The organism is Psittacicella hinzii, assembly GCF_003585935.1.
In the GTDB taxonomy this organism is placed as follows: Bacteria; Pseudomonadota; Gammaproteobacteria; order Enterobacterales; family Psittacicellaceae; genus Psittacicella; species Psittacicella hinzii.
On the sequence record NZ_NRJG01000018.1, the window covers coordinates 1 to 25,944 of the forward strand.

A 25,944-nucleotide genomic window follows, 5' to 3' on the forward strand; every position below is an offset into this window, starting at 1 on the left:
AGATTATTGTTTAGATTATTTTGGGGTGTATCACTTTTTACCGTCTTGATGTAATTCAGCTACTTCAGCAAAACGCTGTACTAAGTAATCAATTACTAAACGTACGCGTGGCGCTAAGTATGAACGGTGAGGATACTGAATAGTTAACTCAAAATGCCCAGAATAGTTTTGTTCAGGCATGATTTCAACCAGTTGTCCTGTAGCTAAGAACTCTTTAGCAAGGTGCTTAGCATTGTAAGTAATACCAATCGAACTTAGAGCGGCAATAATGCAAGCATAAGGATCTGATACTAGTAAGAACGGATTAGGAACTTCATGGGCAATATAGCCAGCGCCATCTTCTTGTTTAATTTGCGGGTAAACAATTTTCCCCGAAGCAAATTTACGTAAAATAAAATCATGCTTACTAAAATCAGCAGGACTTTGCGGAGTGCCGCGAGCTGCTAGGTATTTAGGGCTTGCCATTAGGGATAATTCCATTTTCCCCAGACGACGGGCAATAAGAGACGTATCGGTAATTGTACCCCCACGAATAACAAAGTCAAAACCGTCAGAGACAAAGTCAATAATGCGGTTTTCGAAATCTAGTTCAAAGTTAATTTGGGGATGTTTAGCTTTAAAATCTTCTAAGAATGGGATTACATAAAGATGTCCAATATCTACTGGTAAGGAAATACGTACTTTACCTACAGGTTCAGCATTAGCAAAGCGTAATGATTCTCCTGCTTGTAAAAGTAGATCTAAAGCCGCTTGCGCTTGACGGCTATATTCTAAGCCTTCGGCAGTAAGACTAAGACTACGAGTAGTACGATTAAAGAGACGAACCCCTAAAGATTTCTCTAAAGCGGAAACATTTTTAGAGACCGCTGAGGGAGTTAAACTTAAAGCTTCAGCAGCTTTAGTGAAACTACCGGTATTAGCCGCAGTTAAAAATGAGCGGATAATTTTAATATCATCAAGTTGCGTAGTTGCCATAATAAGAGGGCGAGTGTAAGTTAAGTTTGGCTTATGGTTGTAAGGATTGTGCAGGTTGCGAGGATGAGATTCCGTTAACTGCTTAAGCTCTGAAGTTTTGAAACTTGCTTTTTCAGATTTTGTTTGATTCGGTTTAATTCGGTTTAATTTGGTTTGATTGTCTAAAAAAATAACTGTAGATTTTAACTGGTAGCTCTTAGTGGTAGATGTTAGTAGTCGAAGTTAGTGACTACTTTTAACAAACCTCATTGGTATGTAACTTAGCATAGAGGACATCAATTAGATTTTTCACGCGCGGAGCTAAATGAGTACGATGAGGATATTGAATCACTAAATTATAATTACCACGATAGACATGATCTGGTAGTACTTCGACTAATGAGCCATTGTCTAGAGCTGGTTTAGCTTGCAGCTTGCTCGTATAGAAAATGCCTAATCCACGTATCGCCGCTGCTAGTAAAGAATTAGGTTCAGAACTAATCATCACATGTTGTCCTAAACGACAAATCTCACCTTTACCTTTAGCATTGGTAAACATTGGGTATTCTAATTCGTCATAACCGTAGCGTGCCATAATAATGCGATGGTTAGCCAAGTCACTAGGTTGCGTAGGAGTTCCGTATTTAGCTAAGTATTCTGGACTAGCAACGAGCAGCATACCAAAGCTAAATAGCTTACGACTGATTAAGTTCGAGTCTTGAATATTACCACCACGAATTACAAAATCCATACCATCTTGCACAAAGTCAATTATTTTGGTTGTGCAATCTACATCTAAACTTACTTGCGGATTTTGTAGTAAGTACTCGCTGGTAATAGGTTCAATAAAGATACGATAAAAATCTGGAGCTACCGAAAAACGAATAATCCCTGCTTGTTCGGGTGAGTTTTCTAGTAGTGAAGTGTTAACGGTTTCGAATTGCCCAATTAAAGGTTTAATCGAAGCAAGATAGTTTTTACCCTCAAGGGTTAGACTTGAACTGCGCGTAGTACGATTAAATAATCGTACCCCTAAATGTTCTTCAAGGACATTAATATTTTTTGACACTCCAGATGGAGTTATGCCTAAGATATCAGCAGCGCGAGTAAAGCTACCTGTTTCTGCGGCATGAATAAAGGAGTAAATGAGCTTTAAATCAGTTATTTGGCGCATAAGCATTAGACTATAAGCGTGAAAAAAAGTATTCTCTATTATACTGAATTTTACTATCGTACACTAGCGTTTTGGAGTAAAAACTTAAGAATAAGATGGTTCATTTGTGAATGGATGGCATAACAGAAATGAATTAAAAGCTCTTTTTCCTCATTAGTTGTTTCTTTATAATATGCAGGTAAGAGAAATTTAATTTTAACTTGGTAGTAAAAGCGCCTTTAGCATCTGCTTAAGTAGAACTTAAGTAGTTATGGCAAAACTTCAATAATCAACTACAGAGAAAGAAATCTCAAGGCGCTTTTACTCCTTTGCCTCAAGGATCTTATCATATGAAAACTTTAGTAATTGCTTCACACCCATATTATGCTAACTCACAAGTAATCAAAGCCCTAGTAGATACAGCACGTCAAACTCCAGATGTTGAAGTGCGTATGATCGATTAGCTTTATACTCATGGTAATATTGATGTAGCGGCTGAAAAAGCAGCACATGAAGCTGCTGATCGTATTGTGTACCTATTCCCTGTGCACTGGTTCAACTTAACTCCATTATTAAAAGAGTACATGAACAGCGTGTGGGAGTTTAACTGGGCATTTGGACCTGAAGGTTATGCTCTACAAGATAAAGAGTTCTTAGTAGTTACTGCTGCAGGTGGTATGGAAACAACTTACCAATTAGATGGTCTAATTCGTAGAACAGGTGCTGATATTCTTTCATCACTAGAAGCTTCTGCTTACTATGTAGGTATGACTTACTTAGAACCTGTAATTTTCTATCAAACAATTTCTGCAACTCCAGAAATTATTGCGCAACACCAACAAGTATTTGCGCAACGTTTAGCAGCTCCATTAAATACCCACGTACGTAATCGTTCAGTACGTACTCGTGGTTAATAGATTTAACTGCAGTTTTTAAATAATATTAGTTGTTTAACAGTAGTTGTTTAGCTGTTGTTACACTACTATTGCTAACTGTAGCTATTACGCTACTATTGCTAACTATATCTGTTACACTATTATTGTTAAACAGGATTACGAGAAATTCAAAACAAGGAAAGCCTCTAGCAAACGCTAGAGGCTTTCCTTGTTTATGAGATATCTACTTAAAAATAAAATGGCTAATAATGGTAGTTAAAACTAAAGCAATAACCGTACGTTCAATAAAGATAATTAAGATATCCCAGAAGTTACGTGTTAGTTTATTTTGCATTAAAAGAATCCCGATTTCAGAAAGATAAATTAATTGCAAAATACTTAAAATACCAATAATAAATTTTAATTGTAAAGTTGGCTCGCTAATTGATGGCAGTAGAGCAATAGGTAAATAGTTATCTGCAAAGCTAGCCACAATTAGAGGCGCTGCTTGATGCGCATGTTGATTACTAATCCCTAGTAACTCCATTAACCAAGCAAAAGGAGCAGAGAAGTAATTAAAGAAGGTTGGGAAGAAAGTAACTAAGCATAAAGCAATTGTACCCCAACAAATAATTACTGGTGTTAAATTGAACATGTACATTAACATGCTCGGGAACTTATTGGTAAAGTTCTTTTGGCGAATTTGACTTAAGCGTTTACATGCTAAGTTAAAGGCTTTAGCCCATACGCTATGGTAAACTTTATCCGAGTTTTTAGCGGCAACTGGAGCTTTTTGTCCGGCAGTAAAGTCTTCGGCTTGCGGAGAAGTGTTTGTGCCATTAATGTATAAATCTTGGTAACGATTTAGAGGGTAGATACGCACACAAATCGCTCCCATGACTACGCCCACAAAAGTAAGAGTACCAAAGAACGTCCAGAAGTAATCCATTAAGCCAAGGTAAGTACAGATAACTACTATCCAACCAATGGAAGAAATAGCAAAAGTAGTAGAAATAATTACGGCTTCTTTGTGCGTAAAGTAACCTTCATCATAAAGTTGTTTCGAAGAGATTACAGCAGCATTACCAGGTACTAACCAAGCCGAGAGTAAACTCACCGAAGCTAAAGGGCTGATTTTAAACAGCGGACGTAAGGTAAAACCGATTAGCGTCCCTAAAAACTCCATAAAACCAAACTCTAAAATAAAGGTTTGGAAAAAGAGGATCGGAGCAACTAAGATCGCTAATTGCGTTGCTTGCTCTACCATGGTGCCGCCAGTGTCTTTATTAATTAAGAACTCGGGACCTGTATGAGTAACGACCATTAAAGCAATGGCAGTCCCAATTAAACGAAACACTAAATCCATAAAATTAACTGCAGCTAATTTATGTAAGAGCGGACGTTTAAGTAACCATGTAGGACGGAAAATATAGTAGATTAAACTACTAATACTTGAAAGCACACAAATACCGGTTATCAAGTAGATAAAGGTCTGCATGCCAAAATATGCCATTACTTGTTTTATGTAGTAGAAAGTAATAGTATCGATTGATGATTCACCAGACGCGCTCTGAAAGGTAAGCGGAACTACCATGACAATAATTCCAAATAGCGTACCGGCGATAAACCAATAAAGACGCCAAGGCGTAATAAAGTTACGTTGGGTTTGCATAGAAAATCGGGTTAGACAACAATTAACAAGTAAGTATTAGTCTATAAATTATATTTAAGTTAACCATAGCAGGGTAAAAGATAACTGCATTTATTAAAACTATAGACGGTAAAAAATCATTATTGGATTTATAAAAACCATAGTCAGTTTTAAAATCATCGTTGACTTTATAAAATCCATAACCTGATTTCCAAAAACGATAGCTATAGATTTTCAAAAATGATAGTTATAGATTTCGAAAAACAATAATTACAATTTCACAACAACTATAGTTAATTTTATTAAAACCATAGCTAATACTCCCTATTATTGAGTGAAAGCTAGGGTTATTTTAGAGACTAATACTAAAATCTTAACTTGCGTATTATAAAGAAAAAATTTTGCACTGCTGCAATTAATTTGCGACAATTTTAGATTTGTGAAGATCTGAAAAAATTACGCGAGGTGATAATTTTTTGTGCGCTAAAAGCTCACGAGATTTCACAAAAGTTCGCGATAAATCACAAAACTATAGTATACCGAAGTTTGTCAATCTTACCAAAATTATTTAGAGGTATTTGTTGGTGCATGCACAAAATTTTGCTATTAGTTAAGTAGTTGATAAATATCTGTGCAAAGCGGTAAATCTAGTGAGCCTCATGATATAATAACGCCAAAGTTTTTATTAATTTAGGAGCAGACTCATGTCAACAAAACGTCGTCCACTAGTAATGGGTAACTGGAAATTAAACGGTACTAAAGCTTTCACAACAGAATTATTAACTGCATTAAAAGCAGAATTAGCTGATAGTCCTGCATGTGACGTAGCTGTAGCTACTCCAGAAGTTTACTTAGCACTAGCAAGTGATTTAGTTGCGGGTTCACAAATTAAAACTGGCGCACAAAACGTAGATGTTCACACTTCAGGTGCATACACTGGTGAAACTTCGATTGAAATGTTAAAAGATTGTGGCGCTAAATACATTATTATCGGTCACTCAGAGCGTCGTCAATATCACCAAGAAAGTGATGCTTACATTGCTGAGAAATTTGCAGTAATTAAAAAAGCTGGTTTAGTACCAGTATTATGTGTTGGTGAAACTGAAGCTGAAAACGAAGCTGGTCAAACTAACGCTGTAGTGGCTAAACAAATCGACGCAGTAATCAACCACTGTGGTATCGAAGCATTCAACGGTGCAGTAATCGCTTACGAACCAGTATGGGCGATTGGTACAGGTAAAACTGCTACTCCAGAACAAGCACAAGCAGTACACGCATTTATCCGTGCTCACTTAGCACAAGCTGATAAAGCTGTAGCTGAACAAACAATCATCCAATACGGTGGTTCAGTTAAAGATTCAAATGCTGCTGAATTATTTGCACAACCAGATATCGATGGTGCATTAGTAGGTGGTGCAGCATTACAAGCTGCTGGTTTTGCGGCAATTATTAAAGCTGCTGCTAAAGCTAAAGCTTAAGCAATTTTTTCTTAGAAGCTTTACGCTAATTTAGTTTTTTCTATTTCAATATATTCAAACCACGCAAACTTTCACAGTTGACGTAAAGCTTACTAAATTAGCAAGCCTAGGCTCATTGAGCCTAGGCTTTAAAATTTGAGTTTATGAGCAGGTGTTTATTGCTCGTTGTATAATAGAGGAGATTTTACTCTGTCAGTCAACTAGCAAATACATAACTAGACGACAACACAACTAGACAATTGTGTAACTGTGCAACGAGAAATTAAGTTAATAAACTTACATCCTTCGTTTGAGTAAAAATACTGTTCAATTAAATAACTCAGTATAAGTAAATACCACTAAAAATATACTGTATCTTGATTGCTCTAGGCGGTAAGTTTGGTTTCAACCTAACTGTTTGTTTCAAGCGTGTTTATCAGTGCTAATGCTGTTTATATATGTATTGCATAAATACATAAATAGCCAAACACCTACCTTTTACGAAAAAAAAGACTTAAAGTAAATTTAAGCGCTACTTCAAGTAGTTTTTAAGCATTAGCAGTGATAAACAGACTTGCAATCGAGCTTTAAGCTCTCCCTAATTTCGCATGTTTACAGTATGATTTTATTAACTCGCATTTTTGAACGATGTATTGCAATTGGTTTTTGGTTAATTGCTTTAAGTGTCCTCGGTTTTTTAATTGCGGTGTGGGATAATCCTTATATTTCGTTAAGCTTAGATAGCTGGTGGCGATTTATATATAGTACGTTTACGAGTTCGTACTTTTTCTACCACCCTATGTACACTTTGCAAATAGCTAAACTTTTACTTACTACCTTAGAGTTAGTATTAGTTTCAACCATTGTAAGTTTATTAATTTCTTTAGTTTTAGTAACCTTTACGCTTAAACGACCGCGTTTAGCTAAATGGATTTATAACTTTTTTATCTACGTACGTATAGTACCTTTTATTGCTTTACCCTTGCTTTTTAACCAAGTCTTTAACGATAGTATGGGGACAACGCTCCAAGTGCTCGATGATGCTAACTATGGTGTGTTTTCGAGTAGTCGTTTATGGTTAATTATTACCGGTGAAGGCATTAGTGGTTCACGTTTATCTTTTCTTTTAAACTTCTTAGCCATTGCGGCTACTTGTTCGTACTATATTCTCCCTAATACGTTTATTATTGTAGCGCGAGCAACCAATCAAGTATTAAGTTACAACTACGTAAAAGCCGTACTTAAAACTTGGTCGAGTCCACGTATTATGTTAGTAATGGTACTCCATCGTCTAATCCCTACTCTATGTAAAGAGTTGCCGGTAATCCTCTCAACGTTTTTCTTTTTCGTAGGATGTTTAGAGTATTTATTTAACTGGCGTGGTGTAGGAAGTTTATTTATCACCCTTTTACAACATCGTGATAAGTACACCTTTGAAATAGGAGTGATCGTCTTCTTAGTTGGAGCAACCATGATCTTAACCCAAGCGGCATTTAACTTATTTGCTGCGAGTTATGATCCACATAAATATAAGGAGTTGCCGTATGAAGTCGATTAGTAAACTCTGGGATAAAAGTTTAACTCTCTTTAATCCTGTAACCCACTTTCGTAAATATTGGCATCGCCATGGAACTAGTCAGAAGATTATTACCGTGCATGAAATGGCATGTTTTATCATTATGCTAGTTGTAAGTTTTTACTCACTGCTTGGACCATGGTTGATTTCCTTTCCGAGTGATTTACATGTAGTTAATCCCCAAGAGGTCGTTTTTCCTTTTGAGTCTTATAATCACTTATTAGGAACCGATATTTATGGACGCGATCTCTTAGATGTGTTCTTATTAGGGATCAATAAGAGCTTCTTAATTTCTCTTGTAGTAGTGTTAATTGTTGCTTTATTGGTAATGCCATTAGCCATTATTATGGGCTACTACATAGGGAAGAACTCGTTTATTAGTAAATTAAGTGCACCTTTAATTATGTTTGTGCCGTTATTTTACTATTTTGTCTTAAGTGCTCTTTTTGGCCCGACGATTTTTATTGCAGGGATGTCGGTATTACTGCATGCCATGATCCTTTCGTATTACGCGCTCTATCGTGATGTAGTGCAGATTATGACTAAATCTTTAGTTAAAAATCTGATGCTAGATGGAGCAACGTTCAAGCACATAGTACGCTTAGTGCTCTTACCACTCTTAATGCCGAATATTTTCCGTATTCTACGTCGTACGTTAATTTTAGTTGTAACTGAACTAATCTTAATTGGGGTGTTACAACTAGGCATTAATCCTACTTCGGTATATTGGGGAAACGTAATCTACCAAGCATGGGTACATCGTGATATGAACCCTTATACCTTGTTCGTAGTAACAGCACTAGTATCAGTTATTCTTTATGCGGCTTTTGTGAGTTTTAGAGTGGCTGAACGTCTGGTAACTGAACGTATTGACTTAATGCAACACGGGAAACGCCAAAAACGCCAAGAGCAATTTATTGCCCAATCTACAAGTAATTTGTAGTTGAGTAATAGCTGCTTGGTCGTTACAGTAAGTTACTAATAGTTGTAATGTAGTTGCAGTAAGCTACTGCATAGTTACAATGTAGTTATAGTAAGTTATTGGATAGGTTGCAATTTAGACGCAATATGGTTGCGATGTAGTTGTATAGTTGTAATGTTGTAACTGTATATTTGCAATGAAGTTGCTGTATGGCGTTTAGCTTTTATTAATTGTTTTATCGCTAGGAGAAGAGTAAAAATCTTTTCTCCTAAATTATTAACTGGGAATAGTACCCATGGCTCTATTGGAAATAAGTAATTTAACAGTACATATTGAAGATCCAGCGACTGGCAATGCTATTCCGCTAGTCGATAATTTCTCGCTTAATGTGCAAGCTGGTGAGTTTGTGGGTTTAATTGGTGAAACAGGTTCTGGTAAGTCGGTAATAGCACGCATTCTTGGAGGAGCGATTCGCCAAAGTTGGAAAATCACCTGTAAGAGTTTTCGCTTTGATGGTGAAGAGTTACTCAAAGACACCCATACGCTGGATACTAAACGCTTAGCCCAATTAGTGGGCGTTATCGATCAAGATCCAAGTAATGTCATCGACCCTTCGGTAAAGATCGGTCCACAAATTATTCACCGCATGAACCTGTCCAAGCGTTGGTGTGGTTTTAAGTGGCATAAAAAACGTAAGCAATATAAAGAGCTCGAAGATCTCTTAACCCGCATGGGGATTAAAGATCCAGATCCACTGCTCAATAGCTACTTTGCTGATCTATCGCAAACCGAACAACACTTAATGTCGATTGCCATGACTATTGTTGCTGATCCGGTTTTCTTAATCGCAGATGAACCGACTACAGGTCTTAATGCCATTTCAACGCAGCGCGTACAAAGTTTACTTAAGCGTTTAAATGCTAACTTTAACAAGACTATTCTGTACCTGTCGAATAACTTTTTAACAGTTAAGCATTTAGTAACTAGTGCTCATATTCTATATTTTGGGCAAATCGTTGAACGTTTTACCAATGTAGATGATATTAATCAACGTTTATTAGATTATGCTCATCATCCTTACACACGCCTGTTCTTACAATCTTTACCGGATTTTACGAGTAGTAAGTTAATTTATAAAACTCCACTCTATGAAATCCCAGGTGAGTTGCCTGAATTAGATAATATTCCTGTAGGTTGTCGTTTTGGACCAAGATGTGAATTTGCGCAACGTGAGTGCATGCAATGCCCTCCTTTTGTAAAAGATCGCGAAACTAACTATAGTGAATTTGCTTGTCATTTCCCTGTCGATTACCTTTCTCCAACACAAGTAGAGAAAATGCGTGATTTACGTGAGCAAATAAAACAACAAACTTCAATTATCGAGGATTAAGATGAAAGAAAAAACTCCGGTAATTTTAGAAGTAAATCACTTATCCAAATTCTATCGTGATGCTAAGTTTTTTAGTAAAAAGCATCTAGTAGTCGATAAAGTAAGTTTTAAAGTGCATCAAGGAGAAATCTTTGGTATTACAGGACATAACTCGTGTGGTAAGTCGACCTTAGCGAATATGTTAGTTGGAGCAATTAAGCCTGACGGTGGACATATAGCTTATCAAGGGCGCGAGCTTGCTTTTGGAGATGTGAAGTTTCGTCGTGAACATATTCGCATTGCTAAAACTTCCCTAGTCGAAGACTTTATTCTGCCTGTAGACGTAAATGAGTTTTTATCTTTACCGTTAGAAATGGCTGGTATAGATCGTCAGTTTTATCCTGAAATTATTCATAACGTCTTAGGTTTAATTAATGCTCCAGCGATTTTAGCCGCTAAGTACTTAGGTCGCTTAAATGCGCAAGAGCAATCTTTAGTAGCCTTAGCCCATTCCTTAATCTTAAGTCCGGAGATCATTATTATTGATGATATTTTTGCCACGTGCGACTTATCGTTTAAGGGAGTGCTGATTAACATTATTCTGCGCTTACAAGAACTTGGACATACGGTTATTTTAATTACTGCCGATCTAGGAATCATAAAACATGTAACTAATCGCGTAATGATTCTCCAAGATGGAGTAATTGAAGATTTAGGTAATACTTATGAAGTGTTAAATAATACTACTTCAGAGTTTACCGCTCGTCTAATTAAAAGTTACTTTGGGCGTCAGCTTAAAGCTTCAGACTGGTTATTTAGTTTGCGAGAACTCTAAAATATAAGTAGCAAAAACTCCCCTGGATTACAGGGGAGTTTTTGCTATTTATAAGAATTGCAATAATTGCAAGAATTGCACTCGTCCTTTTACGAGCAAATGCGCATATTACAGATTTGGTACTAGGATTAGAGAATCTTGCGCTAGACTAATCTGCTTAATGTCTTTAAGCTTAGAATTTGTAGTTTTGCGCTACAAAGGTATCAATGCGATCAATCATTAAATCCGCAAGAGTACGTAATGATTGTTGACCGGCAAAGGCATTGTGTGGGGTAATAAAGAGGTTATAAGCGTCAAGACCTGCTTGTACTAATGGGTTGTCCATTGTAGGCGGTTCTAAACTTAATACGTCTAGAGCAGCACCGCCAATGCGACGATCTTTAAGAGCGTTTGCTAGATCTTTTTCGTTAATTAAACCACCACGACCGGTATTAATTAAGAAAGCAGTACGTTTCATTAAACGTAAGAATTGATCGTTAACTAATTCAGTAGTAGATGGAGTTAATGGACAGTGTAAGGTAATAAAGTCTGCTTGACCAATCGCTTGACGGAATTCAGTATAACCTTGACGTAATTCATCAGCGTCATGACGTTCAGCAAATAGAACACGCATGCCTAGAGCTTGCGCTTTTTCAGCTACTAAGTTACCAATATTACCACGACCAACAATAGTTAGAGTTTTACCAGCTACGTCATAAATTGGGTAGTCGTAGTAAGTAAAGATTTCTTGTTGTGTCCAGTTAGCTGATAATTGATCGCGCGACCAACCATGGAAGCTTCTTGCCATGGCAAAGATAAACGCAATCACGTGTTCTGCAACCGAATTTGAAGAATAGCCTTCAACGTTTTGTACGGTAATGCCAAATTCTTTTGCTGCTTCAAGGTCAACGTTATTTGTACCAGTTGCAGGGATTTGCACTAAACGTAATTTACCATTGTCAGCAAGACGTTTTAACATAGCGCGATCTAAAATTACTTTTGAAGCAATTAAGATATCAGCGTCTTTAGAACGTTCAAATACTTGATCTGCTTTAGTTACAGGGTAAGCTGTCCAAGTATGAGGGAAATTAGGTTTTTTAATTTGATAGTTTGGGGGATAATGCAGAGCATCAAGGAAAACGATATTTAAAGGATTCATATTAGTTCTCCAGTTATTAGCTTAGGGCTAGTGAATATGAGAACAAGCACGAACTCAAGGTTAGTGCTTGTTCGCGAGGTAAATGATTTGCAAGCTTGGTTTTAAGACTTATTTGTTAAATCTTTTTACTAAATCATCAAGTTGTTTAATTTGACTTAAGAATTCTGGTAGGTCACTAAATGGTGTTGCTGATGGACCATCACATTTAGCTTGTGCTGGATTTGGATGCGCTTCCATGAAAAGACCCGCTAGACCAGTTGCCATCCCTGCGCGAGCTAATTCTAAAGCTTGTTTACCACGACCACCTGAAGCTGCACCCATAGGATCACGACATTGTAAACTATGAGTTACATCAAAGATTACTGGAGCATTGCCAGATACTTCTTTCATGGTAGTAAAACCTAACATGTCAACTACAAGGTTGTCATAACCAAAATTCGTACCACGTTCGCATAGAATTAACTGATCATTGCCGCACTCTCTGAATTTTTCTACAATGTTTTTAACTTGCGCAGGGCTAATAAATTGTGGTTTTTTAATGTTAATTACCGCACCAGTACGTGCCATAGCTTCTACAAGGTCAGTTTGACGAGCTAGGAATGCTGGTAGTTGAATCACGTCTACAACAGAGGCTACAGGTATACATTGTTCTTCAGTATGTACATCTGTAATAATTGCCACGTTATCAAACTCACGTTTTAAGGCTGCAAAGATCTCTAAACCTTGCTCCATACCCGGACCGCGGTATGAATGAATTGATGAACGGTTAGCTTTATCAAATGAAGCTTTAAATACGTAAGGGATGTTAAGTTTTTGTGTGATTTCTAAGTAGGTTTCAACCGCACGACGAGCAAAATCTAAATCTTCGAGTACGTTGATCCCACCAAATAATACAAACGGACGATCGTTAGCGACAATAATCTTGTCTTGAATCTTAACTTCTTGCATATAAATCAATCTCACTATAAAAAGTTTTTGTCTCTATTATAACAGTTTTTAACAAGTGGCTAAATTCTGTTTCACAACGCAAAGAAGTCTAGGGTAATACCCTAGACTTCTTAAAAAATAGTTAAGCATTGCAATAGTTCATTGCTTTATTATCTGTAATAAACATAGGGGAATTTAAATATGGATCTTTATATCGATCTTGGATAATCTCTTAAGAAATCTCTTAAGAATTATCTTCATAAGATCTTAAGCAAGAATTACTGTTACTCCTCGTTTATCGATCATTGCTTGTGATTTTTTCTGTAAGTTTTTATCGGTAATAATTACGTTAAATACCGAAAGATCGGTAATTGTAAAGGTAGCTACTTTACCGTATTTAGATGAATCTGAAACTAAGATTTTAGAACGCGCTGATTTAATAATGGCATTTTTTACAATAATCTTACTTTCATCTGGAGTAGTTGTACCTTCGCTCGACCATGAAGAAGCTGATAAGAAAGCTACATCGATACTAATGTTTTTAATAAAGCGAGCAGCTAATTCCCCTACTGAAGAATAGCTATCTTTATTAACTGTACCACCAGTATGCATAAGCTTACAACGTCCGTGACGCATTAACCAGCGAGCAATTTCAAAGTCGTTTGTTACTACTAATAAATCAGCGTAGTCTTTAATATGACGCGCGATTTCATAAGTAGTTGTACCTGCATCTAAAAACACTGTCCCACGTTCAGGCACAAATTCGGCAGCTTTAGCACCGATTGCGGCTTTTTCTTCGGGATGCAGTAAAGATTTATCATCGTGAGTTGGCTCATTAATCAGACGTTCAATAAGCTGTACTCCACCAGAGATAGGTACGACCTGTCCCATGGCTTCTAGAGCTTTAATATCACGACGGATTGTCATATGAGAAACGCCAATTTCTTCGACTAATTGCGTAATGCTAATAATCTGATGAGTGGCAATTAACTCAAGAATTTTTTTCTGTCTTTCTGCAGGTATCATACGTAAATTCCAAGTTATGTAGTTTTGCCTTGTTGCAATGCTCCAAGCTGCTAACAAAGCTACTAACTAAGAGCTATATTTTCGCAAAGGTTGGAAAACGAACCTTGCGCCCTAAGATCGCGGTAAAAAATCAAACATTACCTGCAAAGACGTAGCACCTCTTGCATCGGTTAGTCACTTTGCTTCCCATAAAAAGAGAGTGAAGTTGAAGTTTTGCTATCTAGGCACCTAAACACTAGTGCCTATATAAGAGTAAGCAAAGTGACATCCCCGAATAATCTGCATGGAGAAGTAATACTTCAATCCATGATAAAACTATCCTTGGAGGATCTACCTCGACAGACAACTTGATATAGAAGTCTTTGCAGATAAGAACTTAAGGCAGAGCTTAAGTTTTAATTGAGAAACTGGTTGCAAGAATTAAGAACTCATGATGAAAAACAAAGAATGACAAATAGATGTAATAAGTACATAATCACAAGTAATAAAATCTAAGCTTGTGAAGAGTAGCTTGTACCTAAAAAGCGTTTGTTTTTCTAAGCTTAATTTCTTGTCTTTTCTGCTGTTATTGTAGCAAAAAATTGCTTATAAGTTCACAAAATTATGTAAAAAATGTCACAAAGTATTGAACTAGTTAACATAATTTCCTTAGTTATGGTAGGTGAATGTTAGGGCCAAGAATTAAATTCTCTTTATTAACCCTATGAAATATCTTGGTTTTTATTTTGAGTTAAGTAGGTTGTTACTGGTTGTGAAACGTAAAAAGGTATTTGTGAAATGCTTGTGAAAATTCACAATAACCTGTAAGGCAAGTCAAGAATAGCGGTTTTTATGGCATGTTTGAGAATTGATTTAGAGTAAGATGTGATTAATTGCAGCGGATTTTTAAGCAAATATAGCTCTATTTTTAAGCGCTCTGGATATAGAAAAGCAAAGGAGGATTTAAGCTTACCTAAGAAAGTAAGAAAAATCATAGATTAACAAATATAGAATGATATTTATTATGTTTTCACATTTTTTCTATACAACTCTCCGATAGAGAAGCAAAGAATGAAAATCTAAGAATTAGAGAGTCTAAGAATTAGAAAAGCAAAGAATGAGTGATAAAACTTAAGAATGAGAGGGCTAATAATGGAAGAACCTAAGAATGATCTAAGACAATAGCAAGATTGGATAATATCGTTGCTTGTGCATAAATCCCAGCAGTTCTAACTCTGACAAGTTATAATAAAATTAGCACTAACTTGACTATTTAAGGCAGTTAAAGCTAGTTCCAAGTCGTGCCAAGATATTTGTTATCTTCAAGCTTGTTAATAATGCTTTAAAGCTGATTCCCTGACTAGCTAGAGCTTTGAAGCATTAACAAATAATACATATTTGCTCATGCCGTAAAGGAAACTTCTATGAAAGTTCTTGCTATAGATATTGGGGGCACTAAAGTAGCTTCAGCCCTAATTGATAACAATTTAAACATTACAGAGCGTAAACAATTTGCTTCTAAAAACGATCACACCGAACAAACGTTCGAAGAATTCTTTGTGCAAGTTTTAGCAGAGTATAATCCGAATGATTATGTTGCCATTGCTATAGGTACAGCAGGGATTGTAAATAAAGGTATTTTTACCTGCTTAACTAAAACTTCGATTGGTTATTTAGATAACTTTAAGTTTAATGAAATGTTTGAGCGCATTTCAGGTGGTAAACCTGTAGTTGCTCTTAACGATGCGCAAGCAGCAACTTATGCTGAATACTGTACAGCGCAAATCCCAAATATGTGTTTTATTACCGTATCTACAGGTGTAGGTGGTGGTTTTATTCTGCAAGATGATATCCTCTTAGGCGCAGCAAGTCGTGCAGGTCACATTGGACATATGCTTATTAAAACTCCATCTGCGGTAAAACAAATTTGGGGTGATTATGCGATTGTTGAAGATATTGCTTCAGGTACAGCCATTGCAGCAGCAACTAAATCTTGGGAAAAACCTCTAACTACTAAAGAAGTGTTTGAGGGACAAGAAGCTGGTGATCCTGAATGTGATGCTATTGTCAAAGGTGCAGTTGAAGCGATTGCCCAAATGATTGCTAACATTGTCATCTCTTACGATATTCAAGATTTCTTCTTAGGTGGTTCAGTAGCTTTACATACCAACTTTATTAGCCAAGTAGAGAAAGCTATTGCTTCAATGCCAGAACAATACCATGCACGCTTATATAAAGCCCAACATGGTGCAGACGCAGGTTTAATCGGTGCTGCGGCTTATTACTTCCGTCGTGCTTTAGGTGGTTTAGACGAGTAGTCTGTAAGAAATAAGATTTTCTTAATAGTTTAAGAGCACATAACTTAAGAGCCCATAAGGTATTCCTTATGGGCTCTAAGATATTTAAGTTTGGGAAATTATTGACGATTGTAGTATAGGTCTGATCTGCTATTACTAATCAATATTTTTCCGCTTATATTTTTTATTGCTTATCGTTTAAAACCGCAGCTGCTTTTTTCTGCGCTTGGGTAATACGGTGAATTACTTGTGCAACTTCACGTACTACGGCTGCTTTACCGGCAATAACTTCTTCTGTTTCTAAGTAGTTGTCACCACCTTGGAAATCAACTACTAAAGCTTTAGCTTCACGAGCAATTAAAGCTCCTGCAGCAATATCCCAAGGTTTAACGCATTCTTCAAAATAACCATCAAAACGACCAGCAGCTACGTAACATAAATCTAATGCTGCTGAACCATAACGACGAATATCAGCCATCCCTGCGTCAAATAAAGCTGGTAATACTGCTAATTGACGCTCTAGGCGTTTTGGTTCTTTGAAGGCATAACCGGTAGTTAGTACTTTACCTTCTAAGCTTGATGGTGAAGTTGTTAAACGTAAACGGCGATCATTACAGAATGCACCACCACCTTTAACCGCAGTATATAATTCATCTGAAATCGGATTAAATACTACTGCTGCTACGATTTCACCATTTTGCATCGCGGCAATGCTTACAGCAAAATGAGGGTTGCCCATAATAAAGTTACGTGTACCATCTAGAGGATCAATAATCCATGTAGTAGCACCTTGAGCTTTATGTTTTCTTGAGCGAAATTTATCAGCAGTTTCTTCTGCAACAATAAAGTCTTTTGGACGAGCGCGTTTAATTTCTGCAATCGCACGCTCTTCAGCTTCACGATCGATGTTACTTACATAATCGTTAATACCTTTTGCTTCTACCACTAAATGATTACGATGGTGGTAACCTTCACGTAACACTTCTGCTGCTGCAAAAGCTGCACGTTTAGCGATTCTTAAGAGTTCTACGCTCATGGTTGTCCTTGCCAGCATTGCTGGAATAAAAAATTAAATTAAAGATCTTGTTATAAGTTTGATGCGATTTACTTTACTGCAAACTTATAACCTACATAAAAACGGTTGTAGCATAAATTTACTCTATGCTATTTTTTGCTTGCATATTATACCAGAAGGTTATGAGATTTGCATTATATCCCAGTGGGTTAGATATTCATATTTTCCCATAGATCTATAAAATTCTGATCCATTTGCGCTGCAGCATTAGTATGTTGTTGCTGACTAATAATACGCGCAGGTACTCCGGCCGCAACTGTGTAATCAGGTACTTCTTTGAGTACTACAGAATTAGCTCCAATTTTTACGTTTTCTCCAATGCGGATATTGCCTAAGACCTTAGCTCCAGCACCAATCATAACACCTTGATTAATCTTAGGATGACGATCTCCACATTCTTTACCAGTGCCGCCAAGAGTTACTCCTTGTAATAGAGATACGTCATTAGCAATCACGGTAGTTTCTCCAATCACGATTCCGGTTGCATGATCTAGCATTACGCCATGACCGATGCGCGCGGCTGGGTGAATATCTACTCCTAAACTAACCGAAATTTGGTTTTGTAAAAAGAGTGCAAGAGATTTACGTCCTTGTTGCCACAGAGCATGAGTTACACGATAACTCTGTAATGCATGAAAACCTTTAAGATAAAGTAGAGGAGTAGATTGTAAATCTACGGCAGGATCTCGTTGATATACCGCTTGAATATCATAAGCAGCGTCTACAATGATCTCTGGATATTGAGCATATACTTCGGTAATAATCTCACGAATACTAATAGCCGAAACAATAGGATTATCTAATTTGTGTGCCAGAATATAGCTTAGTGCTCCGGCTAGATTCTCATGCTTAAGTATAGTAGCGTGAAAGAAACTTGCAAGAATGGGTTCTTGCTGTACTAAGCAAGTTGCTTCAGCACGTAAGTCTTGCCACATTTGCTCAACAAAAACAGCTTCTTGCTCTGTAATTGTTGCTGCTGGGGAGGACGGTTGAGTTGTAAGGTTGGTTTGGGTTTGCATAGATTTCTCTCTTTGTAAGATGTATAAATGTACTATTTTTAGGGGTTACTTTTATTATATCTAAACTTAGGAAATATAAGCATAAAACTGCAAGTTTCAGACAACCTAGACAACCCAAACAACTACTCTACCTGACAATAAAGCAACAGGATAACCCTATAGCCAGACAACTAAAGTAGCTGTTACTAAAATCCTCCCGAAAATTATTCTAATATGCTAAGATGATTAAGAGACTGAAAAGATATATTTAGTTTCTGTAGTTACAGGAAATAAATATGACACAAATTTATGATGATAATTCTTACGCTATTGGTAAAACTCCTTTAGTGCGTTTAAAACATTTTGGTAATGGTAATGTTGTCGCAAAAATTGAAGGACGTAACCCTAGTTTTAGCGTAAAATGCCGTATTGGTGCTAATATGGTTTGGCAAGCTGAAAAAGATGGCTTACTCAAACCAGGTGCTGAAATTGTAGACGCAACCTCTGGTAATACAGGGATTGCTTTAGCTTATGTAGCTGCTGCGCGTGGTTATAAAATTACTTTAACCATGCCCGAAACTATGAGTTTAGAACGTCGCCGTTTACTACGTGCCTTAGGGGTTAACCTTGTGTTAACTGAAGGGGCTAAAGGGATGAAAGGCGCAGTAGAAAAAGCTGAAGAAATTGTTGCTTCAGATCCTGAACGTTACGTAATTTTACGTCAGTTTGAAAACCCAGCTAACCCTGCAATTCACGAACAAACAACAGGTCCTGAAATTTGGCAAGACACTGATGGGCAAGTTGATGTGATTGTGGCAGGAGTTGGTACAGGTGGTACTATTACCGGTGTTAGTCGCTATCTTAAACAAACACAAGGTAAGAACGTTATCTCTGTAGCAGTAGAACCAAGTGAATCTCCGGTGATTAGCCAAACTTTACGTGGTGAAGAACCTAAACCAGCTCCTCATAAAATCCAAGGGATTGGTGCGGGCTTTATTCCGAAAAACTTAGACTTAAGTTTAATTGATCGAGTAGAAACCGTAGATTCTCAAACTGCCATGGATACAGCGCGAGCTCTAATGGCTAAAGAAGGTATTCTTGCGGGCATTTCTTCAGGTGCTGCGGTTGCTGTGGCATATCGCTTAGCTAAACTACCAGAATTCCAAGATAAAATGATTGTGGTAGTCTTACCATCTGCTGCTGAACGTTACTTAAGTACACCATTATTTGCAGATATTGAAGCTTAAGTATTCTCGTTCTACAATAATTTAAGCTAGATAAAAACCTATTTGCTTTAATATATATTTGCTTTAATAATTGGCAATATATACAGCTTTTTAAATGTAGCTTTTAATTATAGCTTTAACTAAAGCTTTTAACCAAGAAAACCCTAAAGTAAGACTTTAGGGTTTTCTTCGGTTTATTGATACTTAAGTTTAATTGATCTCTCAAATTCTTGATATGGTGCAATAACTTACTCTCGTTGTTATTACTACATCAGATACTACTGTTTGAGGACTTTGATAGCAGTGCTTTTGCTTTACCACTCCGCCTCTAGGAGTTTTCTAGTATAATAAGGGCTGTAAAATTCGATTTTACTCACGGATTTTTAATTGAAATCTGGAGGGAAATCTTGCATTTATCCAATTATATTAGGTAAATAACATGTATCCTATGCAAATAGCTTTTACAGCAGATATTAATAATTTCCCTCTGATCGTGCCACAGTTAAAGAACTTAGTGGCATTTAACCGTCAGCCAATGACGGTAATTGTCTTACATAATATCGTTCCTGGTACGCATCAAGAGGCGTTTACGCAAATTACTCAAGCCTTTGCAGCCTATCCACAAGTAAAGATAAACTTCCACTACGTAAGCCTTGAATTACAAAAAGATGCAGGCTTACCGGTAGATACGAAAACTTCAGCTCTAAATTTACGTCTATTCTTACCTATATTTGGTTATACCGGACGCGTGCTTTATCTAGATTTAGATATTTGTTGTTTTGCTGATTTTAGTGAACTATTTGATCCACAGCAAGTGGACATGCAAGGCAAATCCCTTGGAGTTTGTACTGATTTGAATAATCATCTTGAACAATTTCATAAGAACAAGCGCTTTAGTCAGCATCCTTTAGAAATTTTACGTAATGCCGAGTTTGGCAAGAAGAATGATTACTTCAATTCTGGAGTATTACTTATAGATTTAGATTGTGTTGTAGCAAAAGGCAAAACACAAAACTCTAATCTTTGGTTAGATTTAATGCCTGATTACTATAATGATTATTTGCCTAACGTTGATCAAGATTATCTAAATGCAGTACATTTAAATGATAAAGTACAATTACCTGTTAAGTATAACTACTTAATGTTCTGTTTAGAGGCACAACGTTACTTTTTCTACCATTACAAATGGGATAAGGTAGAATTAGCTCCTTCAAAATTAGCTCAAGTACAGGCAAATCTACCTGTATTTATTCACTTTATGGGTCATAAAAAGGCCTTTAAACACCCATATAAAGAATTTCAAGATTATTACAATTTCTTTGCTAACCATAGTGTAGAGCAAATTGTAAGTCAACCTGCTAGTTTCTATCAACAACTAGCACATCAATTTTTTACGACTTTTAAATATGCTTTATGTGCAGTTGATTATAGTATTCAAGATCTAGGAGAGGATATTAATTACCAAAATCTTGAACGCTATCAAAAAACTGCACCTTACGCGACAAACTTAGCTGTGCTTAACCCGTTTTTAGTACGTAAGAAAAACTGGTATAGCTTTAAGACTCGTTTGCTCAATGGCGGCAAAAAACGTCAGGCTTGGGCTGATAAAGTATATGCTGCTCACCAAGACTTTTTTGCTAGCTATGCTCAAGCTATAGAGTCGTCACAGGATTAATTTTTTATGTCATTAGCTGCAAGTATTAATAACGCTAATTCTAAATTAAGCATTTTTATTGTTGCTGATAATACTGAACATACTTACGAAAATATTTCGACAATTTACTACTCGCTACATTTAGCGCGTTTGGGTTGGCCGGCTTATCTACTCGATATTGAGGGATCATCGGCACATTTAATTTCGCCGAGTCGTTCTTTACCCTTTGCGGATTTAGAGCAGCTAGATTTACATAATCCAGAACGTCATTATGTCTTCCTATTCCAAGATCATAAGTATGAACATCTAGTTAAACTCAAACAAGCACTTGGCGTGCAAGCAACTTTTAGTGAGCACGAACTTGAAGCGCAAATGATAGTTATGGGACAAAACCCACAATATCCAGATCGCTTTGCCCATTTTCCGCAACATACGCGCGCTTTTGGCAATGGTGCTAAGTTACACTTTGTGCTGAATATTGACAATATTATGGATTTACATAAAAATTGGCAATCGTTTGCCCAAATCGCGAGTTTTAACTTTGATGGTTACTTAATTCGTGGTACAGCCGGAGCGCAAAGCTTTATCACCTATACGCAAAAGTATGACAATATTGTCAATAAACCTCTAATAAATGTTTTACCGACCTTAGCAACCGAGGTTGAAGTAGCACCTAAAAAATTACGTGTATGTTTTTCGCAAACGCGCATTCGCTTTATGTGTATCGACAATATTAAGTATTTATTGGCAACACATAATCCAGAATTATTCGAACAAGTTGAGTTTGTCGATGTTGCTGAATGGCGTATTTCAGATTTGCATAAAACTCTAAACCAAGCTGCCGTATACATTGCTTTGGATTTAGGTAATGAAATTCCAAGTTTAGTACCCGAAGCTTTACAATCTGGCTGCGTAGTCATTGGTTTTGGAGGGCAATTTGATAACTTATCTAATTTAGATCAAGTTACAGATTTTACTCCTGAAGCTAATTATGAATTATTAGCTAAAAAACTTGAACACTATTTAGTGCAATATCAACAAGGTTTAGCTACAGACGCTAACTATTTACACCCTTTAGCGCAACAGGGTATTAATTACGCACGTTTACAATTTAGTCCTGATCAATTACGTGATAGATTTATCAATCTCTTACGTGCAACAGGCATTCCTCTTAATCCGTAATCTTCGGTTGATTTATGGAACCAAAAATTGCTAAAAATGATGTTGAGATTATTAGATTTAATGAGCAATACGAAAAAGTAAAATCTCGCTTTTACTTTTTCTTAGCCAGTCCACCAGTAACGGGCGGAGATCTAGTTTATCTACAACATATTCGTTTATTACGTGAAGTTGGCGTTGACGCTCGCATTATGTATTTACCTAATGAATCTTTTGGAGCGATACTGCAAGACTTCCCTGATGATATTCCGATAAACATGTTAAATGAGAACCTTAAACTCACGCCAATCGATTTAGTAATCGTTGGTGAATCTCAAGGTCCGTTTTATCGTGATATGCGTCACTGGATGGATGACTTCTATTCAGATCGTCCAAAGTTCATTGTTTTTAACCAAGCTGTACACTGGACAGCTTACTCTTTTAAGAGTGCGCAAGACTTTAATCAGTTCCGTTTTGCAGGTTTATTCTGTGCTAGTCAGTACATTATGCAATACATGCAAGATACCTTAAAAATGGATCTTGATACCGTTTTTAAAGTTAAAAAAGTTATTGCTCCGGCAACAATTATCCCTGAGACGATCTTAGCTTTGCCAGACTCAAGTGCTCGCATGCAGCAAAAACGTAAACCTAAATGTAAAGTAAGCTTTATTTACAATAACCGTAAACGCCCACGTGAAACTGGAAGCTTACCGTTTTTATTCTTAAGCATGTATCCAGAGTATGCTGATAAGGTAGAGTTTGTAAAAATCCATAATTCTAAACACTACGACACGTTAAAAACCATGCGTGAAAGTGATATCTTTATTGTGTCAGGTTTTATGGATTCACACAATTTACCAGCAGTTGAAGCTATGGTTTGTGGTTGTCATGTTCTTGGTTACACAGGTCTAACCATGGAAATGCCATATTTTAACGATACGAACGGTTGGTGGTTTAAAGAAGAGGGACAATTACGTAAACATGTTCACTTACTAAAACAAGCCATTGACTTATACTACGCAACCGAGCCAGAACAAGTAGCATTACGTTTATCTTTACTCGAAAATGGTAAACGTACTGCTTCCGAACTCTTTAGTGCTAATAGTCCTAATACACAAGTGGTTGAAGCTTATCGTGAAGTATGGGAAACGGTTGTGCAACCTGATTATGATCTAGATGCTGTATTTGCATGGCATGAGACTGGACGTTTTCAGTCAGCATAATTAAGTTTGCTTGTTAGTAGTTATTATCAAGTTGTAGTTCGAGTCATTACTAGTTTTACTAACTAATAAAGCGATAGTCTGAATCATTAATAGTTATATGACATGAACTAATAGTGTTGCTAACTAGTAATTGACGAATTATCTATTTTTCTAACTGTTATTTGTCAACTAACTATTATCCACTGGTTAGATCTTAATTATTGCTTTGAGATTATTTTGAGTTAGTAAAAGTAACTCATAAAACAATCATTTAGTAATTATTGGTCTATGGCTATGAAAAATTTTATGCTTTACCTATCAAGTAAGCAATTTTTACTTGTAAAAAGAAAAAAGTTGTTATAATTAAGCCTAGACACCTTAGATTAGATGAGACACATGGTACACGGTTACTTAGATTTTAGCCGTGCAGCCCTGTTAGTGAGAGTTGGTTTTCTAGATATACGTCCAATTCGAACAAGACTCATTTTCAGGATGACTCAAAGTTTTTCCTCCCACAAAATTTTTTTGCTCGTGGATTAAAATTAGATCCAAGGTTTTATTTATGAAATTAAAAACATTATCAGTAGCTCTACTTTCAGGTGCTGCTTTAGTTGCAGGTTCAGCGAATGCTGCTGACTTCAGCAATAAAGTAATGCGTGTTGATTTAAACACAGGTTTTAAAGTATCAAATTTCAACTTAAAAAACAGCTCAGTAAACTTTAACGCTGGTTCTTTCACTTTAAACTTAGGTGCATACGGTTTTGTATACAATAACGGTAATGTAGCTGTAGGTTTAGGTGCTGAAGCAAGTACTTCGATTGGTCGTTTCACATACGGTGGTTCTTTAGAACACTATTCAACAGATACTGCATACGATGAGCGTGCAGCAAGTACTACTAATACTGCTAAACGTTACAGTGACTACAACTACGGTTTAGCAGCATTAGTACAATTTAATGCTACTGAAACTTTCACTCCTTACATTAAATTAGGTTCTGGTTTCGAACGTGCTTCATACCGTGTTGAAGGTACTAAAGTTAACTTCAAAGGTGCTTACTACCGTTTAGGTGCTGGTACTTCATGGGCTAATGGTGTAACTGTTGGTGGTTACATTGATTACAGCTATGAGTTAAAACCAAAAGCAAGTAGCGGTAAAGGTCGTGCTGTAACTTACGGTGCGTCAATCGGTTACGCGTTCTAATTTAACGAATTTTAAAACTCCATCCCCACCCACCAGTGGGGATTTTCTTGGATTAAGTTTATGCGTTTATTTTCAAAAACAAGTCTAGTAGCTCTAGCATTAGTTGCGAGTGCAACTATTGCATCCCCAGCACAAGCATACTTTTCGGCAAGTGCTTCATATTTCTCAGATAGTTATGAAAACAACTTAACAGCTAAAGGTACACGTATTAACGTGGCTGCTGGTATTACTTTACCAATTCTTAAGCTCAATGCTACTGTAGGTCCAGAAATGTCTTATGGTTGGGGTACAACTAACTACTCATTAAACGGTAAAGATTCTTATCGTGATTTTAGCATTGGTTTATTTGCTCGTGTAACGCCAAAAATTAGTGATTACATTAATCCTACTTTTGGTTTTAGTACAGGTTACGCTTCAGCAAGCTTCTATTCAAGTTACTACACACCAAAAGGTACATATGTACAAGCTAGTGCAGGTTTAGTATTTATGAATAACTTCACTGCTTCTGTATCTTACCGTCACACTTTTTTAAAAACAGGCAATCACAAGTTTAACTCTGATTCAGTTGGTTTTAACGTAGGTGTGAACTTCTAATACCTTAAATGCCAGATAGCTAGTGCTATCTGGCATTTAAGGTATGGGGAGTAGGTAAACTGCTAAACGAAAATTGAGTTTTTACATACACCCCCCTCTTTAATAAATATAAGGAAGCACTATAGATCAACTATGGTATGTCCTATAAGGTATAAGCTATCAATCCTATAAGTCGTACATAGAAAACTAACTATCAAAACTAGGGTTTAATAAGTCTTTTATCTTGCTTATTTGCTTATAGCTGTTAATACGTTAAAATTTAAGCTATTTTTACGCTTATTTGTCAATTTATCTTGATTTTTATTTGTGAGAGCGCTATATTATAAACATAAAAGATTAATTATATAAACTAAAATTAAGGAACTAAAAATGGCAAATGAGCTAAATTTAAAACCTTTACACGATACTGTAGTTGTTAAACTAGTATCGAATGAAGAAAAAACTTCTTCAGGGTTAATCCTTACGCCACAAACGCAATTACAATATGCACAAGTAGTTGCAGTAGGTACTGGTTATCCAGCAGCTAATGGTTACTTACCATTAACCGTTCAAGTGGGTGATAAAGTAATTTTACGTCCAAATGCAAGTCGTTTAGAAGAATACGAAATCGAAGGACAAAAAGTAGTATTCTTAACTGAAAATCAAATTATGGCAGTGGTTAAATAGGAGTAACTAAA

The 25,944-nt window shown here is 36.5% G+C and carries 23 protein-coding genes; 15 read left to right on the forward strand and 8 right to left on the reverse strand.

From position 1 onward, the window contains the following. Window positions 1-30 precede the first annotated feature (30 nt). Window positions 31-975, reverse strand: coding sequence for a LysR family transcriptional regulator (locus CKF58_RS00980; RefSeq protein WP_119530124.1), 945 nt, complete (start codon window positions 973-975; stop codon window positions 31-33). Between the two features lie 235 nt (window positions 976-1,210). Beyond that, the gene (locus CKF58_RS00985; protein WP_222987637.1) at window positions 1,211-2,128 is read right to left on the reverse strand and encodes a LysR family transcriptional regulator; all 918 of its coding nucleotides are present in this window, start codon (window positions 2,126-2,128) and stop codon (window positions 1,211-1,213) included. Window positions 2,129-2,457: 329 nt separating this feature from the next. On the opposite strand from CKF58_RS00985, the gene CKF58_RS08330 reads away from it, so the two are divergent. Together CKF58_RS08330 and CKF58_RS00990 are read left to right on the forward strand one after the other, a co-directional pair. Then, on the forward strand, window positions 2,458-2,571 hold the full coding sequence (locus tag CKF58_RS08330) for an NAD(P)H-dependent oxidoreductase (protein WP_222987638.1): 114 nt from the start codon (window positions 2,458-2,460) through the stop codon (window positions 2,569-2,571). 18 nt (window positions 2,572-2,589) lie between these two features. Next, on the forward strand, window positions 2,590-3,021 hold the full coding sequence (locus CKF58_RS00990; RefSeq protein WP_119530126.1) for an NAD(P)H-dependent oxidoreductase: 432 nt from the start codon (window positions 2,590-2,592) through the stop codon (window positions 3,019-3,021). A 205-nt stretch (window positions 3,022-3,226) separates the two neighbouring features. Here the strand turns inward: CKF58_RS00990 and CKF58_RS00995 are convergent, their stop codons facing one another. Then, window positions 3,227-4,654: a YjiH family protein gene (locus tag CKF58_RS00995; RefSeq protein ID WP_119530127.1), complete on the reverse strand. Its 1,428-nt coding sequence runs from the start codon at window positions 4,652-4,654 to the stop codon at window positions 3,227-3,229. A gap of 683 nt (window positions 4,655-5,337) precedes the next feature. On the opposite strand from CKF58_RS00995, the gene tpiA reads away from it, so the two are divergent. The 5 genes from tpiA to CKF58_RS01020 all read left to right on the forward strand — a co-directional run bounded on the left by tpiA (window position 5,338) and on the right by CKF58_RS01020 (window position 10,792). Continuing rightward, window positions 5,338-6,111, forward strand: a complete 774-nt coding sequence (tpiA, locus tag CKF58_RS01000; protein ID WP_119530128.1) for a triose-phosphate isomerase — start codon at window positions 5,338-5,340, stop codon at window positions 6,109-6,111. 598 nt (window positions 6,112-6,709) lie between these two features. Then, entirely contained in the window at window positions 6,710-7,648 is a 939-nt protein-coding gene (locus CKF58_RS01005) for an ABC transporter permease (RefSeq protein WP_119530129.1), read from the forward strand. After that, on the forward strand, window positions 7,635-8,609 hold the full coding sequence (locus tag CKF58_RS01010) for a hypothetical protein (protein WP_119530130.1): 975 nt from the start codon (window positions 7,635-7,637) through the stop codon (window positions 8,607-8,609). Before CKF58_RS01005 ends, CKF58_RS01010 begins: the two co-directional genes overlap by 14 nt. Before the next feature lie 274 nt (window positions 8,610-8,883). After that, window positions 8,884-9,978: an oligopeptide/dipeptide ABC transporter ATP-binding protein gene (locus tag CKF58_RS01015; RefSeq protein WP_119530131.1), complete on the forward strand. Its 1,095-nt coding sequence runs from the start codon at window positions 8,884-8,886 to the stop codon at window positions 9,976-9,978. Between the two features lies 1 nt (window position 9,979). Next, complete coding sequence (locus CKF58_RS01020) at window positions 9,980-10,792, forward strand: ATP-binding cassette domain-containing protein (RefSeq protein WP_119530132.1); 813 nt, start codon at window positions 9,980-9,982, stop codon at window positions 10,790-10,792. A gap of 172 nt (window positions 10,793-10,964) precedes the next feature. Here the strand turns inward: CKF58_RS01020 and CKF58_RS01025 are convergent, their stop codons facing one another. The 3 genes from CKF58_RS01025 to CKF58_RS01035 form a co-directional block, all read right to left on the reverse strand. Next, a complete protein-coding gene (locus CKF58_RS01025; protein ID WP_119530133.1) occupies window positions 10,965-11,930 on the reverse strand; it encodes an NAD(P)-dependent oxidoreductase in 966 nt (321 codons plus the stop codon). 108 nt (window positions 11,931-12,038) lie between these two features. After that, window positions 12,039-12,878: a 3-deoxy-8-phosphooctulonate synthase gene (gene kdsA, locus CKF58_RS01030; protein WP_119530134.1), complete on the reverse strand. Its 840-nt coding sequence runs from the start codon at window positions 12,876-12,878 to the stop codon at window positions 12,039-12,041. Between the two features lie 246 nt (window positions 12,879-13,124). After that, a complete protein-coding gene (locus CKF58_RS01035; RefSeq protein ID WP_119530135.1) occupies window positions 13,125-13,883 on the reverse strand; it encodes a DeoR/GlpR family DNA-binding transcription regulator in 759 nt (252 codons plus the stop codon). A gap of 1,403 nt (window positions 13,884-15,286) precedes the next feature. Here CKF58_RS01035 and CKF58_RS01040 point away from each other — a divergent pair. Next, the gene (locus CKF58_RS01040) at window positions 15,287-16,180 is read left to right on the forward strand and encodes an ROK family protein (protein ID WP_119530136.1); all 894 of its coding nucleotides are present in this window, start codon (window positions 15,287-15,289) and stop codon (window positions 16,178-16,180) included. Between the two features lie 163 nt (window positions 16,181-16,343). On the opposite strand, the gene CKF58_RS01045 is transcribed toward CKF58_RS01040, so the two are convergent. Both CKF58_RS01045 and cysE read right to left on the reverse strand, forming a co-directional pair. Further along, window positions 16,344-17,195 carry an inositol monophosphatase family protein gene (locus CKF58_RS01045; protein WP_222987639.1) on the reverse strand — a complete coding sequence of 284 codons (852 nt, stop codon included), beginning with the start codon at window positions 17,193-17,195 and terminating at the stop codon, window positions 16,344-16,346. Between the two features lie 188 nt (window positions 17,196-17,383). Then, the gene (cysE, locus tag CKF58_RS01050) at window positions 17,384-18,169 is read right to left on the reverse strand and encodes a serine O-acetyltransferase (RefSeq protein ID WP_119530151.1); all 786 of its coding nucleotides are present in this window, start codon (window positions 18,167-18,169) and stop codon (window positions 17,384-17,386) included. Window positions 18,170-18,528: 359 nt separating this feature from the next. Between cysE and cysK the strand changes: the two genes are divergently transcribed. From cysK to CKF58_RS01085, 7 genes are all read left to right on the forward strand, one after another. Beyond that, window positions 18,529-19,479: a cysteine synthase A gene (cysK, locus tag CKF58_RS01055; protein WP_119530138.1), complete on the forward strand. Its 951-nt coding sequence runs from the start codon at window positions 18,529-18,531 to the stop codon at window positions 19,477-19,479. Between the two features lie 418 nt (window positions 19,480-19,897). Then, window positions 19,898-21,133 (forward strand): glycosyltransferase, encoded by a 1,236-nt coding sequence (locus CKF58_RS01060; RefSeq protein WP_119530139.1) that lies wholly within the window; start codon window positions 19,898-19,900, stop codon window positions 21,131-21,133. Between the two features lie 6 nt (window positions 21,134-21,139). Continuing rightward, the gene (locus CKF58_RS01065; RefSeq protein ID WP_119530140.1) at window positions 21,140-22,294 is read left to right on the forward strand and encodes a glycosyltransferase; all 1,155 of its coding nucleotides are present in this window, start codon (window positions 21,140-21,142) and stop codon (window positions 22,292-22,294) included. Window positions 22,295-22,308: 14 nt separating this feature from the next. Beyond that, window positions 22,309-23,493, forward strand: a complete 1,185-nt coding sequence (locus CKF58_RS01070; RefSeq protein ID WP_119530141.1) for a glycosyltransferase family protein — start codon at window positions 22,309-22,311, stop codon at window positions 23,491-23,493. 541 nt (window positions 23,494-24,034) lie between these two features. Further along, a complete protein-coding gene (locus CKF58_RS01075; protein ID WP_119530142.1) occupies window positions 24,035-24,673 on the forward strand; it encodes an outer membrane beta-barrel protein in 639 nt (212 codons plus the stop codon). A 60-nt stretch (window positions 24,674-24,733) separates the two neighbouring features. Next, window positions 24,734-25,267, forward strand: coding sequence for an outer membrane beta-barrel protein (locus tag CKF58_RS01080; protein WP_119530143.1), 534 nt, complete (start codon window positions 24,734-24,736; stop codon window positions 25,265-25,267). Between the two features lie 369 nt (window positions 25,268-25,636). Next, window positions 25,637-25,933: a co-chaperone GroES gene (locus CKF58_RS01085; RefSeq protein WP_119530144.1), complete on the forward strand. Its 297-nt coding sequence runs from the start codon at window positions 25,637-25,639 to the stop codon at window positions 25,931-25,933. Window positions 25,934-25,944: the final 11 nt, after the last annotated feature.

Excerpts from the sequence above, each read along its gene's own strand:
- CKF58_RS00980 (WP_119530124.1), bottom strand. The coding sequence starts at position 975 with ATGGCAACTACGCAACTTGATGATATTAAAATTATCCGCTCATTTTTA.
- CKF58_RS00985 (WP_222987637.1), bottom strand. The coding sequence starts at position 2,128 with ATGCGCCAAATAACTGATTTAAAGCTCATTTACTCCTTTATTCATGCC.
- CKF58_RS08330 (WP_222987638.1), top strand. The coding sequence starts at position 2,458 with ATGAAAACTTTAGTAATTGCTTCACACCCATATTATGCTAACTCACAA.
- CKF58_RS00995 (WP_119530127.1), bottom strand. The coding sequence starts at position 4,654 with ATGCAAACCCAACGTAACTTTATTACGCCTTGGCGTCTTTATTGGTTT.
- tpiA (WP_119530128.1), top strand. The coding sequence starts at position 5,338 with ATGTCAACAAAACGTCGTCCACTAGTAATGGGTAACTGGAAATTAAAC.
- CKF58_RS01005 (WP_119530129.1), top strand. The coding sequence starts at position 6,710 with ATGATTTTATTAACTCGCATTTTTGAACGATGTATTGCAATTGGTTTT.
- CKF58_RS01010 (WP_119530130.1), top strand. The coding sequence starts at position 7,635 with ATGAAGTCGATTAGTAAACTCTGGGATAAAAGTTTAACTCTCTTTAAT.
- CKF58_RS01015 (WP_119530131.1), top strand. The coding sequence starts at position 8,884 with ATGGCTCTATTGGAAATAAGTAATTTAACAGTACATATTGAAGATCCA.
- CKF58_RS01020 (WP_119530132.1), top strand. The coding sequence starts at position 9,980 with ATGAAAGAAAAAACTCCGGTAATTTTAGAAGTAAATCACTTATCCAAA.
- CKF58_RS01025 (WP_119530133.1), bottom strand. The coding sequence starts at position 11,930 with ATGAATCCTTTAAATATCGTTTTCCTTGATGCTCTGCATTATCCCCCA.
- kdsA (WP_119530134.1), bottom strand. The coding sequence starts at position 12,878 with ATGCAAGAAGTTAAGATTCAAGACAAGATTATTGTCGCTAACGATCGT.
- CKF58_RS01035 (WP_119530135.1), bottom strand. The coding sequence starts at position 13,883 with ATGATACCTGCAGAAAGACAGAAAAAAATTCTTGAGTTAATTGCCACT.
- CKF58_RS01040 (WP_119530136.1), top strand. The coding sequence starts at position 15,287 with ATGAAAGTTCTTGCTATAGATATTGGGGGCACTAAAGTAGCTTCAGCC.
- CKF58_RS01045 (WP_222987639.1), bottom strand. The coding sequence starts at position 17,195 with ATGAGCGTAGAACTCTTAAGAATCGCTAAACGTGCAGCTTTTGCAGCA.
- cysE (WP_119530151.1), bottom strand. The coding sequence starts at position 18,169 with ATGTGGCAAGACTTACGTGCTGAAGCAACTTGCTTAGTACAGCAAGAA.
- cysK (WP_119530138.1), top strand. The coding sequence starts at position 18,529 with ATGACACAAATTTATGATGATAATTCTTACGCTATTGGTAAAACTCCT.
- CKF58_RS01060 (WP_119530139.1), top strand. The coding sequence starts at position 19,898 with ATGTATCCTATGCAAATAGCTTTTACAGCAGATATTAATAATTTCCCT.
- CKF58_RS01065 (WP_119530140.1), top strand. The coding sequence starts at position 21,140 with ATGTCATTAGCTGCAAGTATTAATAACGCTAATTCTAAATTAAGCATT.
- CKF58_RS01070 (WP_119530141.1), top strand. The coding sequence starts at position 22,309 with ATGGAACCAAAAATTGCTAAAAATGATGTTGAGATTATTAGATTTAAT.
- CKF58_RS01075 (WP_119530142.1), top strand. The coding sequence starts at position 24,035 with ATGAAATTAAAAACATTATCAGTAGCTCTACTTTCAGGTGCTGCTTTA.
- CKF58_RS01080 (WP_119530143.1), top strand. The coding sequence starts at position 24,734 with ATGCGTTTATTTTCAAAAACAAGTCTAGTAGCTCTAGCATTAGTTGCG.
- CKF58_RS01085 (WP_119530144.1), top strand. The coding sequence starts at position 25,637 with ATGGCAAATGAGCTAAATTTAAAACCTTTACACGATACTGTAGTTGTT.